The sequence below is a fragment of the Streptomyces sp. F63 genome, assembly GCF_018070345.1.
Lineage (GTDB): Bacteria > Actinomycetota > Actinomycetes > Streptomycetales > Streptomycetaceae > Streptomyces.
In genome coordinates this window covers 369,049-381,946 of sequence record NZ_JAGPXX010000001.1, presented here as the reverse complement: position 1 = coordinate 381,946, position 12,898 = coordinate 369,049, and the positions used below count along the sequence as shown (strand labels likewise).

The following is a 12,898-nucleotide window of genomic DNA, read 5'->3' as shown; positions in this document are numbered from 1 at the left end:
TGGGTGGGGTGGGACTCCTGATCGGGCCCGTGATTGACCCCTGGACAGCAGTCGGCAGAGACGAGGAAGACACCCGTGAGCGACGTCCGTAACGTGATCATTATCGGCTCCGGACCGGCGGGGTACACCGCGGCGCTCTACACCGCGCGCGCATCCTTGAAGCCCTTGGTTTTCGAGGGCGCTGTCACCGCCGGTGGTGCGCTGATGAACACCACCGATGTGGAGAACTTCCCCGGTTTCCGCGACGGCATCATGGGTCCGGACCTGATGGACAACATGCGCGCCCAGTCCGAGCGTTTTGGAGCGGAACTCGTCCCCGATGACGTCACGGCTGTCGACCTGGCCGGTGACATCAAGACGGTCACCGACTCGGCCGGCACGGTCCACAAGGCTCGTGCGGTCATCGTCGCCACCGGATCCCAGCACCGCAAGCTCGGGCTTCCCCGGGAAGACGAACTGTCCGGCCGCGGTGTCTCCTGGTGTGCCACCTGCGACGGGTTCTTCTTCAAGGACCAGGACATCGCCGTGGTCGGTGGCGGTGACACCGCCATGGAGGAGGCGACCTTCCTCTCCCGGTTCGCCAAGTCCGTGACCATCATCCACCGCCGCGACACGCTGCGGGCCTCCCGTGCGATGCAGGAGCGGGCCTTCGCCGATCCGAAGATCACGTTCGCGTACGACAGCGAGGTCGCCGAGATCCACGGCGACCAGAAGCTCACCAGTGTCACCCTGCGTTCCACCAAGACCGGTGATGTCCGGGAGCTGCCCGTCACCGGCCTCTTCATCGCCGTCGGCCACGACCCCCGCACCGAACTCTTCACCGAGCAGCTGGACCTGGACGACGAGGGTTACCTCATGGTCGACGCCCCTTCGACCTGCACCAATCTCCCCGGCGTCTTCGCCGCCGGTGACGTCGTCGACCACACCTACCGCCAGGCCATCACAGCCGCTGGCACCGGCTGCTCCGCTGCCCTGGATGCCGAGCGCTACCTCGCGGCGCTCTCCGACGCCTCCGCGGAGCACACTCCGGAGCCGGAGAAGACCGCCGCCGCCACCGTCTGACCGTTTCCTTCCCTCCCAGAAGCTAGGAGTTCGCCCATGGCCGGCGCCCTCAAGAATGTGACCGATGCGAACTTCGATGAAGAGGTTCTCAAGAGCGAGAAGCCCGTTCTCGTGGACTTCTGGGCCGCCTGGTGTGGCCCGTGCCGCCAGATCGCCCCGTCCCTCGAAGCCATCGCCGCGGAGCACGGGGACAAGATCGAAATCGTCAAGCTGAACATCGACGAGAACCCGGCGACGGCCGTCAAGTACGGGGTCATGTCGATCCCGACCCTCAATGTCTACCAGGGCGGCGAAGTCGCCAAGACGATCGTCGGTGCCAAGCCGAAGGCAGCGATCATGCGCGATCTGGAACCCTTCATCGGCTGACAGCCGTTTCACGTGAAACAGGGCCCCCTCTGAAGGAGGAGGGCCCTGTTTTCGCTCTGTGCGGTGTCCAGGTCAACGGCGCCGAGCTTCCTCCCAGCTCCGGAGACCTACAGCGGTCTGAGCGCGGGTTCCTTCTGCACCGCTCCGAGAAGACGGTCCAGCGCCATCTCGACGTCCTCCTTCCAGGAGAGCGTGGTCCTCAGCTCCAGCCTCAGCCGTGGGTACCGGGGATGGGACCGAACAGTCTTGAATCCGACAGCCAAGAGGTGGTCGGCGGGCAGGACGCACGCCGGCTCCTTCCAGCGGGCGTCACCGAAGGCCTCGATCGCCTTGAAACCCCGCCTCAGTACATCCTTCGCAACGGTCTGGACGAGTACCCGTCCCAGCCCCTGTCCTTGATAGCCGGGCATGATCCAGGCCGTCATCAGTTGGACGGCGTCCGCGGCAACCGGACTCGTCGGAAAGGCTGTGGACCGCGGGACGTAGGCGGGCGGCGCATAGAGAACGTAGCCCGCCGGCACCTCGTCGACGTAAAGAACGCGTCCGCAGGATCCCCACTCCAGAAGCACGCCGGAGATCCATGCCTCCTTCTCCAGCTCCGGTCTGCCCGCCTGGACCGCAGCTTCCCCACTGACCGGGTCAAGCTCCCAGAAGACGCAGGTACGGCACCGCTTGGGAACGTCCGACAGGTTGTCCAAGGTGAGCGGTACGAGCCGACGCCCCATGAAGCCTGCTCCTCACTCTCACTCCCTCTTGCCACTGCAAGCGCGGTTCACAGCGGGTCCTGTTCAGCGTCCGCAGGGATCCGGACGCGCGCCACCATGTCCCCGGGGCATCGTATCCAGCCGGTCTCAGGACGAAGCGAAGGCAAAGCAAAGGGCGGGTCACGACTCACGTGACCCGCCCCACGCCCCACGTCATGCTTCCTCGCCGCTCCCGGTCTCCTCCGCACCGAGTTCCAGGACCCGGTCCTCACCCGGAGCAAGGGTTCCCAGAATCCGCTCCAGATCCTCTATGGAGGCGAACTCCACGACGATCTTGCCCTTCTTCTGACCGAGGTCAACTTTCACCCGGGTCTCGAAGCGATCGGAGAGCCGGGAAGCCAACTGCGTCAGCGCGGGCGATACACGGTTTCCTGCCCGCGGCCCCTTGGGCTTCACCGTGCCGCCCTGCCGGGACCCCATGAGCGTCACGATCTCCTCGACAGCACGGACCGACAGCCCTTCGGCGACGATCCGGTGAGCGAGTCGATCCTGCTCCTCCGAGTCCTCGACAGACAGCAGGGCCCGCGCATGACCCGCGGACAGCACTCCGGCCGCGACGCGACGCTGGACGGGAGTGGAGAGTTTGAGCAGCCTCAGCGTATTGGACACCTGAGGGCGCGACCGGCCGATACGGTCCGCCAGCTGATCATGGGTGCACTCGAAGTCCTTGAGCAGTTGATCGTAGGCGGCCGCCTCTTCAAGAGGATTCAGCTGGGCCCGGTGCAGGTTCTCCAGCAGGGCATCGAGCAGGAGCTTCTCGTCCTCGGTGGCCCGGACGATCGCCGGAATGCGCTCCAGCCCCGCTTCTCGGCAGGCACGCCACCGGCGCTCCCCCATGATGAGCTCGTAGCGTTCCGGAGCCAGCTGCCGCACCACGACGGGCTGGAGCAGCCCGACCTCCTGGATAGACGTCACCAACTCGGCCAGCGCGTCCTCGTCGAAGACCTCTCGGGGCTGGCGTGGGTTCGGCGTGATCGAGTCCAGTGGCAGTTCCGCGAAATGCGCACCGGTCGGTGGCTCGGACAGTGCCTCGTTCACCGCGGGTGTGTCCTCCGCGCGCTGCTCTGACCCCTTCTGGGGAAGCGCGGTCACGGTGGCTGCCGCCACACCACGCTCCGGGGCAAGAACAGGGACCGCCGTGGGGGAGGTCGCTCCTCCCTGGGCCACCGCCGGGACCGGCTGGTCGCCCCCCTGAGGTGCGGCGGGGATCAGCGCGCCAAGCCCGCGCCCCAGTCCTCTGCGTCGTTCACTCACTGCGTCCCCTCCGGCGTACCGTGCTGTCCGTGCTGAGCGTTGCCGCCCATGGTGTGGGCATCGTGGCCCTCATAGTTGATCCCCACCCCGCGCAACGCGATTTCCCGGGCCGCTTCGAGGTAGGAAAGAGAACCACTGGAGCCGGGATCATAAGTCAAGACCGTCTGCCCGTAGCTCGGCGCCTCCGAGATGCGCACGGAACGCGGAATGCTCGTCCTCAGGACCTCGTTGCCGAAGTGACTGCGCACCTCGTCCGCGACCTGCGAAGCCAGCCGGGTCCGACCGTCGTACATCGTGAGCAGGATGGTCGAGACGTGGAGCTTGGGGTTGAGGTGCCCACGCACCAGTTCGACGTTCCGCAGAAGCTGCCCGAGTCCCTCCAGCGCGTAGTACTCGCACTGAATGGGGATGAGGACCTCGGCCCCGGCAACGAGCGCATTGACGGTCAGCAGACCGAGCGACGGGGGGCAGTCAATGAGGATGTAGTCCAACGGCTGTTCGTAGGCCTGGATCGCCCGTTGCAGCCGGCTCTCCCGGGCCACCAGCGAGACCAGCTCGATCTCTGCGCCGGCCAGGTCAATGGTGGCCGGCGCGCAGAAGAGGCCTTCCACGTCGGGTACGGGCTGCACGACATCGGAGAGTGGCTTGCTGTCGACCAAGACGTCATACACCGACGGGACCTCGGCGTGGTGGTCCACACCGAGTGCGGTCGAGGCATTTCCCTGGGGGTCGAGATCGATGACCAGAACGCGTGCACCATGAAGAGCCAGCGAGGCTGCCAAGTTGACCGTGGTGGTTGTCTTACCGACTCCGCCCTTCTGGTTGGCCACCACCATGACCCGTGTCTGCTCGGGGCGCGGGAGACCGTCACCGGCACGCCCCAGGGCCTCGACGGCGAGTTGCGCGGCACGGCCGATGGGGGCGCCGTCCATGGGGGGCGGCGTTTCACGTGAAACATCGACTCCCGGCGGCGGAGTATCGGAGGTCACCCCCCGATGGGGCTCAGCGGCACGGGGACCGGGGACCGGATCGGTCATCGGCCCCGCGATATTGGCGTCGGACCGCAAGGATTCACTCTCCTCGACTTCTGGCTCGCGATAGACAGAGCCTGCCATGCTTTCGGGGTTAGGAACCAGCGAGGCCCGTTCTCCTGTGGATGAATCCGCCTCGGATGACCTCTCTGTGGACAACCGGACCACCCGTTCGGGGGATCCTGATGTTCGGTCGGCGGCCGCCCTCTCGGGTGTGGCCTGATGGCGCGGCACAGCGGCCCGGCCGCGGCTAATGATTCCATGCAACAGGGAGCGACGTTTCACGTGAAACACGATGCATGCGCCCGCGTTCCCCAAGCATGGCGACACTCCGATTTGGGTAGTTTTGCCAGCTTGTATGGAGCAATGGCGGCTATCAGCGACGCCTTCGCGTGTTCCGCGAGGGCCTCCCGGCCCGTGCCGCCTTGGCTCGTTTGGCGGCAAAGCGGACACCGCCGGGGCTCTCGCCGACCTCCACTCTCACTACGGTGGAGGGAGGCTCCACCACGCCTTCTCCCACGTGAAGAACGGACGTGCGGACAACACCGAGTTTGCTCAGCGCCGCCCGGGCCCCCTTGAGTTCCTCCTCCGCCGTGTCCCCTTTGAGGGCCAGCATCTCGCCGTAGGGCCGCAGGAGCGGGACGCCCCATCCCGCCAACCGGTCCAGCGGTGCCACGGCCCGAGCCGTCACCACGTGCACCGGAGGCAGTGACCCCAGCACCTCCTCGGCCCGCCCGCGCACCACCGCGACATGGTCGAGCCCCAGGAGCTCCACCACCTCCTGCAGAAAGGTGGTGCGCCGCAACAGCGGTTCCAGCAGAGTGATCCGCAGATCCGGACGAACGAGCGCCAGAGGGATGCCCGGCAGCCCCGCTCCCGATCCCACGTCGCAGACCGTCACCCCTTCGGGCACGGCCTCCGCGAGCACTGCGCAGTTCAGCAGGTGCCGCTCCCAGAGCCGGGGAACCTCTCGGGGACCGATGAGCCCCCGGCGCACACCCGCGTCCGCAAGGAGTTCGGCGTACCGGACGGCTTCCGGAAGGCGCTCACCGAACACCGTTCGTGCGGTAGGGGGCGCCGGGGGAAGCTCTGCTGCCTCGGTCACAGGACCGTCCTTCCTCGGTTTTCCGGGGCACCGCTGCCCGGACGTACGGCGCCCCGGAAGGACGCCGGCTTGCAAGGCTCACAAAGTACGGCCCCGCCTGCGAACAGGCGGGGCCGGGTACACATCCGAGCGTGGTCAGACCGGAAGAACGACAACGCAGCGCTGGGGCTCCTCGCCCTCCGACTCGCTGCGCAGGCCGGCTGCGGCCACCGCGTCGTGCACGACCTTGCGCTCGAACGGGGTCATCGGCTTCAGCTTCACCGGCTCCCCGCTGCCCTTCGCCTCCTCCGCAGCCCGTGCACCGAGTTCCGCGAGTTCTTCGCGCTTACGGGCGCGGAACCCGGCGATGTCCAGCATCAGCCGGCTGCGGTCACCGGTCTCACGGTGCACCGCGAGGCGTGTCAGCTCCTGAAGCGCCTCCAGCACCTCGCCGTCACGGCCGACCAGCTTCTGCAAATCCCGGCTGGTCGAGTCGCTGATGATCGACACCGCTGCCCGGTCACCCTCGACGTCCATGTCGATGTCGCCGTCCAGGTCGGCGATGTCCAGCAGGCCCTCGAGGTAGTCGGCCGCAATATCACCCTCCTGCTCCAGGCGGGTCAGGGTGTCGGCGCCGTCGGTGGCGGTGGTGCCCTCCGTCACTGGGTGGCTCCTCACTTCTTGGTCGGGTGCTTGGGCCGCTGCCGGCCTTTGCGCTGTCCGGACTTGGTGGTGCGGGAGGCGGACGCGCCCCCGGACTGCTGCGTCTGGTCGCCCTGGGCCGGCTTCTTCTCCAGCGAGGGCTTCTCCTGCTCCTTGTCAGCGTCCGTCGGCCGCTTGCCCGTGCCGGCCTTGGCGGGTCCCTGAGCGGCGGCCGCCTGGCGCTTCGCCTTCGGCTGACGCTTCGGCTGCTGCCGCTTGGCCCGCGCCTCCTCGACCGCGCGCTTGGCCTCGACCTGTGCCGGGTCCTCCTTGAGCTTGCCCTGGGCCCGCAGCTTCTCCTGGCGCTGCTGGAAGGCGATGCTGCCCGGGGTGGGGTTCCGCTGGATCACGTACATCTGCTGACCCATGGTCCAGACGTTGGTGGTCAGCCAGTAGACCAGCACACCGACCGGGAAGTTGATACCGAAGACGGCGAACATGATCGGGAAGATGTACATCAGCATCTTCTGCTGCTGCATGAAGGGCGTCTTGACCGTCAGGTCGACGTTCTTCGTCATCAGCTGGCGCTGCGTGTAGAACTGCGAGGCCGACATCAGAACGATCATGATGACGGTGACCACGCGGACATCGGTGAGCGTGGCACCGAGGCTCTCGACCTTGGAGGCGCTGTCCATGAACTTGGACGCGATCGGAGCACCGAAGATGTGCGCGTTACGGGCGCTGTTCACCAGGTCCGCGCCCATGACGCCGACCGCTTCATTGTTCGCGATCTTGTTGAGGACCTGATAGAGCGCGAGGAAGAAGGGCGACTGCGCCAGAATCGGGAGACAGCTCGAGAGCGGGTTGGTGCCCGTCTCCTTGTAGAGCTTCATCATCTCTTCGGACTGGCGCTGTTTGTCGTTCTTGTAGCGCTCCTGGATCGCCTTCATCTTCGGCTGGAGCACCTGCATGTTCCGCGTCGCCTTGATCTGCTTCACGAAGAGCGGGATCAGAGCGATACGGATCAGCACCACCAGCGACACGATGGACAGACCCCAGGCCCAGCCGCTGTTCTTGTCGAAGACAAGGCTGTACAGCGAGTGGAACTGGACGATGATCCAGGAGACGGCGATATAGAGAGGACCGAGGATCGTGTCCACGAATCAGGCTCCTTGGGCGTTGGGCTGAGTCTCGGGCTGTCCCTCGGGCGCACTGGCGGAGCGAGCACTCCACCGGTTCCGCAGCCGCTGGTGCCAGACCGGATGCTTCCGGGGTGGGACGTGGTCGACGCCACCGGGCGACCACGGATTGCAGCGCAGAATGCGCCAGGCGGTCAGTGCCGTCCCTTTCACCGCGCCGTGCGCCCGGATGGCCCCGTAGCCATAGTGCGAACACGACGGGTAGTACTTGCAGACCGGACCCAGCAAAGGGCTGATGGTCCACTGATAGAGCTTGATCAACCAGAGCAGCGGATACTTCATCGCTCCGCCTTCTCCTCAGCCTTGCCATGGACGGCCCCACCCAGCAGCCGCCTCAGCGCGGTGTCGAGATCGCGGGTGAGCTCGTCGTGACCGGCCGTTCCCGCCCCGGGCAGTGCCCTTACGACCACCAGGCTACCGGCGGGCAGTGCGGACAGCCGCTCCCGCATGAGGTGACGCAGCCTGCGCTTCACCAGATTCCTGGTCACGGCTGTACCGACGGCCTTGCTGACGACGAAACCCGCACGCACCGGGGGAGCGTTCTCCCCAGGCGCGTGCGGGTCCGTTGAACCGCTGCGCAGGTGGACGACGAGAAGCGGGCGACCGGCCCGGCGTCCTCGGCGTACCGCAGTGGCGAAGTCCTCGCGCCGCCTCAGCCGATTCTCGGTAGGCAGCACGACATGGACCTTGAGGTCTGGCTGCTCAGGCCGACAGCCGGGCGCGGCCCTTGGCACGGCGGGTCGCGAGGATCGCGCGGCCGGCACGGGTCCGCATACGCAGCCGGAAGCCGTGGGTCTTCGCGCGGCGACGGTTGTTCGGCTGGAAGGTGCGCTTGCTCACTCGGGGGCTCCACTAGGACTCGGGTGTTGCGTGACGTCATCTGGCTGTCACCGTGCGCCCACGAGTAGCTCGCATACGCCCGAGTGCACCGCATGACCGACACTCAAGCGATCTTCGCCCATCGGAGGCAGGCGGCAGCAGCCATCGACAACTCGACCTGCTCACGGTACGCGCGGCCGCGTCACCCGGTCAAACCGGGTCCCCGCGGGGCGGCGAAGCCCTGCCGCGCCGCGCCGCCGCCCTCGCGCGGGAGAGTCCCCGGAAGGGCGGGCCGGCCGAGCATGGCACATTTGTACACACCCTGTGGACAACGACTTGAACCCCGCACGTCGGCCTGACTACCGTGGCGGAACTCCGGATTCTTCCCTCCCGCCCCGAGAACCACACATACGTGGGATCCGTCGGCGCCACCCACCCAGTGATCGAGAGAGCGTGCCTTGTGGCTGACGTACCTGCTGATCTTGCCGCGGTGTGGCCACGCGTCCTCGATCAGCTTCTCGGCGACGGCGCCCAGGGCATCGAGGCGAAGGACCGCCGCTGGCTGAAGGACTGCCAGCCGCTCGTTCTGATCGCCGGTACCGCGGTGCTCGCGGTCCCCAACGAATACGCCAAGGGTGTGCTGGAGGGCCGGCTGTCGCCGCTGATCAGCGAGGCCCTCAGCCGCGAGTGCAACCAGACCGTCCGCCTGGCGGTGACCGTCAGCGCCGCCGAGTCCGAGTCCGCTCCGCAGGCTCCCGCACCACCCCCTGTGCCGCAACAGGCCCAGCGCTACGACGAGCCGCAGCACCCGGAACCGCAGCGGGACGCATACGACTACGACAACGGATACGAGGGCGGCTACGGCCGCCCGGCCGACGGCCTGCCCACGGCCCGTCCCGCCTATCCGGACTACCAGCGGGGCCGTCCGGAGCCCGGGGCCTGGCCCCGTCCGCGCGATGACTACGGCTGGCGCCCGCCCCGGCCCGGCGGCTTCCCGGAGCACGACCCGTACGCCTCACCGCACGGGGAGCAGCAGGGCCGCCAGCACCGCTACGAGGACGCCCAGCACTACGACGAGCCACAGCGCTACGACGAATCGCAGCGCTACGAGGACCCCCAGCGGTCCGTTCCGCAGCAGGGCGACTACCGGTCCGGGGCTTCCGACCGCCCGCCGTACGGTTCCCCGCACCGCGAGCTCCCCGAGCCGCCGGCCGGCCGGAACCACGGGGTGCCGGGCGGCCCGGCAGGGCTTCCCGCGCCGAGTGGCGCACCCGGACCGCTGGCGGCTCAGCCCGCGCCCGCGACGGGTCCGGGCGAGCCGACCGCGCGGCTGAATCCGAAGTACCTCTTCGACACCTTCGTCATCGGCGCGTCCAACCGCTTCGCGCACGCCGCGGCGGTGGCCGTCGCGGAAGCACCGGCCAAGGCGTACAACCCGCTGTTCATCTACGGGGAGTCGGGGCTGGGCAAGACCCATCTGCTGCATGCCATCGGGCACTACGCGCGGAGCCTCTACCCGGGAACGCGGGTCCGTTACGTGAGCTCGGAGGAGTTCACCAACGAGTTCATCAACTCCATCCGTGACGGCAAGGCGGACGCGTTCCGCAAGCGTTACCGCGACATGGACATCCTGCTGGTCGACGACATCCAGTTCCTGGCGAGCAAGGAGTCGACCCAGGAGGAGTTCTTCCACACCTTCAACACCCTGCACAATGCCAACAAGCAGATCGTCCTCTCCTCGGACCGGCCGCCCAAGCAGCTGGTCACGCTGGAGGACCGGCTCCGCAACCGCTTCGAGTGGGGCCTGATCACCGATGTGCAGCCGCCCGAGCTGGAGACGCGGATCGCGATCCTCCGGAAGAAGGCGGTCCAGGAGCAGCTCAACGCCCCGCCGGAGGTGCTGGAGTTCATCGCCTCGCGCATCTCCCGCAACATCCGGGAACTGGAGGGGGCGCTGATCCGGGTGACCGCGTTCGCCAGCCTGAACCGGCAGCCCGTCGACCTCGGCCTGACCGAGATCGTGCTCAAGGACCTGATCCCGGGCGGGGAGGACGCGGCACCGGAGATCACGGCCTCGGCCATCATGGCCGAGACGGCCGCCTATTTCGGGCTCACCGTGGAGGATCTCTGCGGCTCGTCCCGGAGCCGGGTGCTGGTGACCGCCCGCCAGATCGCCATGTACCTCTGCCGGGAGCTGACGGATCTCTCCCTGCCCAAGATCGGTGCCCAGTTCGGCGGCCGCGACCACACCACCGTGATGCACGCCGACCGCAAGATCCGCGCGCTGATGGCCGAGCGGCGCTCGATCTACAACCAGGTGACGGAACTCACCAACCGCATCAAGAACAGCTGACGCGGCGCCCGGCGGGCACCCCGCCGCGATACGCGGAGGGCGCTCCCGGAAGCCCTGCTTCCCTGCTTCGCGGGAGCGCCCTCGGCGTATCGGCTGCCGGTATCCGCGCCGTGCCGGTCCGTGCTGTCCCCCGGACCCGCCCGCAGGCCGCCCCCGTGTCCCCGCGGTCCCGGATTCACTGCTGCGGCTGTCGCTCTCCGCTGCCATGGCGGCTCTCGGGACGGGCTCTCCGGGCGCTTGCCGAGCCGATTCCGGCGTCACGGACCGCGCGTAGGCCGCGTACGCGTCCGGTGGCGGTCTTCCGCGCGCCCCTTGCGCTGTTCGAATACCGGCTGTCACAGGGCAGTTCTCCACACCGGAGGGGCAGATGAGCCGTCCACACCCTGGGGAGGACGAAGTTGTCCAGACTCTGTCCACAGCCGCCCGCTGCCGGCCGTCGGACCGGGAGGTCAACAGCCTGTGTGCTTGTGGTTATCCGGTCTCCACAGACTGTGGACCGACGATCCGGGCTGCGGGCTCCGGTCCGGTTGTCCACCGCCCGCCCACAGGGAAAGGGCCGTTGTACACAGTCTTTCCACACCCTTGTCCACTGTTCGGCAACACAACACCCCTCGTCACCGCCAAGAGTGAACTGCATCACATCAATGCGCCGGATTGGGCTGTGCAGAACCTGGGTAAAACTGGGGACGCCGTTGGGGAGAACCCGCCCTTCCCTGTGCACGGTGTGTGCAGAACTCTGCCCCGTCCACAGGACCGGCCGGTTGTCCACCGGTCCCGCCCACAGGGCCCGTGGACAAAAAACCGCCCCTGAGCTGCGAGAAGCGGGTTATCCACGGTATCCACAAGCCCTACTACTACGACCACGTAGGTACAGGGGGAAATCCGTTTCGAAGTGGGGCCTGTGCACAACTCGCCCTCGGGCCGCGCCACGCCTCCCGGCCCGACTTGACCCCGGAGCGCACCGACTGTCCGTGGTGTGCGTCAGACTGGTCCGGCGGCACACAGCCGACGACGAAGGCCAGCAGGGCGAGCCAGCAACAGCGGGAGGCGGCTTACGGTGAAGATCCGGGTGGAGCGCGATGTACTCGCGGAGGCGGTGGCCTGGGCGGCCCGCAGCCTCCCGGCCCGTCCGCCGGTGCCCGTCCTCGCGGGCCTGCTGCTGAAGGCCGAGGACGGCTCCCTGAGCCTGTCGGGCTTCGACTACGAGGTCTCGGCCCGGGTCTCGGTCGAGGCGGATGTCGAGGAAGGCGGCACCGTGCTGGTGTCCGGCCGGCTGCTCGCCGACATCTGCCGCGCCCTGCCGAACCGCCCCGTGGAGATCTCCACGGACGGTGTGCGGGTGAGCGTGGTCTGCGGATCCTCCCGCTTCACCCTCCACACCCTCCCCGTGGAGGAGTACCCGGCGCTGCCGGACATGCCGGACGCCACCGGCACCGTCCCCGGCGAGGTCTTCGCCGCGGCCGCCGCGCAGGTCGCCATCGCCGCCGGCCGGGACGACACCCTCCCGGTGCTCACGGGTGTCAGGATCGAGATCGAGGGCGACACGGTCACGCTGGCCGCCACCGACCGCTACCGCTTCGCGGTCCGCGAATTCCTGTGGAAGCCGGAGGTCCCCGACCTTTCCGCCGTCGCCCTGGTGCCCGCGAAGACGCTGCTCGACACCGCCAAATCGCTCACCAGCGGCGACACCGTCAGCATCGCGCTGGCGGGCTCCGGCAAGGGCGAGGGCCTGATCGGCTTCGAGGGCGCCGGCCGCCGGACCACCACCCGCCTCCTCGAAGGAGACCTGCCGAAGTACCGCACGCTCTTCCCCACCGAGTTCAACTCCGTCGCGGTGATCGAGACCGCTCCGTTCGTCGACGCGGTCAAGCGGGTGGCGCTGGTGGCCGAGCGGAACACCCCGGTGCGCCTCAGCTTCGAGCAGGGCGTGCTGATCCTGGAAGCGGGCTCCAGTGACGACGCACAGGCTGTGGAAAGGGTGGACGCCCAGCTCGACGGGGACGACATCTCCATCGCCTTCAACCCGGGCTTCCTCCTGGAGGGGCTGAGCGCCATCGACTCCCCCGTGGCGCAGCTGTCCTTCACCACGTCCACGAAGCCCGCCCTGCTGAGCGGCAGGCCCGCCGTGGACGCGGAGGCGGACGACGCCTACAAGTACCTGATCATGCCGGTGCGACTGAGCGGCTGAGCGGCGGGTACCCGACTGGAACCGGCGGCCGGCGCGGGCCCCGCGCGGGGTCGGCGTTTTGTCCCCGCCGCCCCCTCCGACGTGCGTCTGAGCACCAGAAGCCCACAGGTGAGCGGCGGGTGTCCGGGCGTAGGCT

Annotated in this window: 13 protein-coding genes; 4 read left to right on the top strand and 9 right to left on the bottom strand. The window is 67.9% G+C overall.

Features of this window, described 5'->3' with window-relative positions; all coding sequences use genetic code 11:
* Positions 1–75 precede the first annotated feature (75 nt).
* Positions 76–1,062, top strand: a complete 987-nt coding sequence (trxB, locus tag KBZ10_RS01705) for a thioredoxin-disulfide reductase (protein ID WP_210985631.1) — start codon at positions 76–78, stop codon at positions 1,060–1,062.
* Between the two features lie 36 nt (positions 1,063–1,098).
* Positions 1,099–1,428, top strand: a complete 330-nt coding sequence (gene trxA / locus KBZ10_RS01700) for a thioredoxin (protein WP_210985630.1) — start codon at positions 1,099–1,101, stop codon at positions 1,426–1,428.
* A 107-nt stretch (positions 1,429–1,535) separates the two neighbouring features.
* On the opposite strand, the gene KBZ10_RS01695 is transcribed toward trxA, so the two are convergent.
* The 9 genes from KBZ10_RS01695 to rpmH form a co-directional block, all read right to left on the bottom strand.
* A complete protein-coding gene (locus KBZ10_RS01695) occupies positions 1,536–2,153 on the bottom strand; it encodes a GNAT family N-acetyltransferase (RefSeq protein WP_210985629.1) in 618 nt (205 codons plus the stop codon).
* Between the two features lie 192 nt (positions 2,154–2,345).
* Positions 2,346–3,446: a ParB/RepB/Spo0J family partition protein gene (locus KBZ10_RS01690; protein ID WP_210985628.1), complete on the bottom strand. Its 1,101-nt coding sequence runs from the start codon at positions 3,444–3,446 to the stop codon at positions 2,346–2,348.
* Positions 3,443–4,561, bottom strand: a complete 1,119-nt coding sequence (locus KBZ10_RS01685; protein ID WP_210985627.1) for a ParA family protein — start codon at positions 4,559–4,561, stop codon at positions 3,443–3,445. Before KBZ10_RS01685 ends, KBZ10_RS01690 begins: the two co-directional genes overlap by 4 nt.
* Positions 4,562–4,853: 292 nt before the next feature.
* Entirely contained in the window at positions 4,854–5,582 is a 729-nt protein-coding gene (gene rsmG, locus KBZ10_RS01680; protein WP_210985626.1) for a 16S rRNA (guanine(527)-N(7))-methyltransferase RsmG, read from the bottom strand.
* A gap of 135 nt (positions 5,583–5,717) precedes the next feature.
* Positions 5,718–6,224, bottom strand: a complete 507-nt coding sequence (locus KBZ10_RS01675; RefSeq protein WP_125623983.1) for a R3H domain-containing nucleic acid-binding protein — start codon at positions 6,222–6,224, stop codon at positions 5,718–5,720.
* An 11-nt stretch (positions 6,225–6,235) separates the two neighbouring features.
* On the bottom strand, positions 6,236–7,363 hold the full coding sequence (yidC, locus tag KBZ10_RS01670; protein ID WP_210985625.1) for a membrane protein insertase YidC: 1,128 nt from the start codon (positions 7,361–7,363) through the stop codon (positions 6,236–6,238).
* Between the two features lie 3 nt (positions 7,364–7,366).
* On the bottom strand, positions 7,367–7,684 hold the full coding sequence (yidD, locus tag KBZ10_RS01665) for a membrane protein insertion efficiency factor YidD (protein ID WP_210985624.1): 318 nt from the start codon (positions 7,682–7,684) through the stop codon (positions 7,367–7,369).
* Positions 7,681–8,079, bottom strand: a complete 399-nt coding sequence (gene rnpA, locus KBZ10_RS01660) for a ribonuclease P protein component (RefSeq protein ID WP_210985623.1) — start codon at positions 8,077–8,079, stop codon at positions 7,681–7,683. The genes yidD and rnpA overlap by 4 nt, the downstream gene beginning before the upstream one ends.
* Positions 8,080–8,104: 25 nt before the next feature.
* A complete protein-coding gene (rpmH, locus tag KBZ10_RS01655; protein ID WP_030543677.1) occupies positions 8,105–8,242 on the bottom strand; it encodes a 50S ribosomal protein L34 in 138 nt (45 codons plus the stop codon).
* Between the two features lie 439 nt (positions 8,243–8,681).
* On the opposite strand from rpmH, the gene dnaA reads away from it, so the two are divergent.
* Both dnaA and dnaN read left to right on the top strand, forming a co-directional pair.
* Complete coding sequence (gene dnaA, locus KBZ10_RS01650; RefSeq protein WP_210985622.1) at positions 8,682–10,574, top strand: chromosomal replication initiator protein DnaA; 1,893 nt, start codon at positions 8,682–8,684, stop codon at positions 10,572–10,574.
* 1,057 nt (positions 10,575–11,631) lie between these two features.
* Positions 11,632–12,762, top strand: a complete 1,131-nt coding sequence (gene dnaN, locus KBZ10_RS01645) for a DNA polymerase III subunit beta (RefSeq protein WP_210985621.1) — start codon at positions 11,632–11,634, stop codon at positions 12,760–12,762.
* Positions 12,763–12,898: the final 136 nt, after the last annotated feature.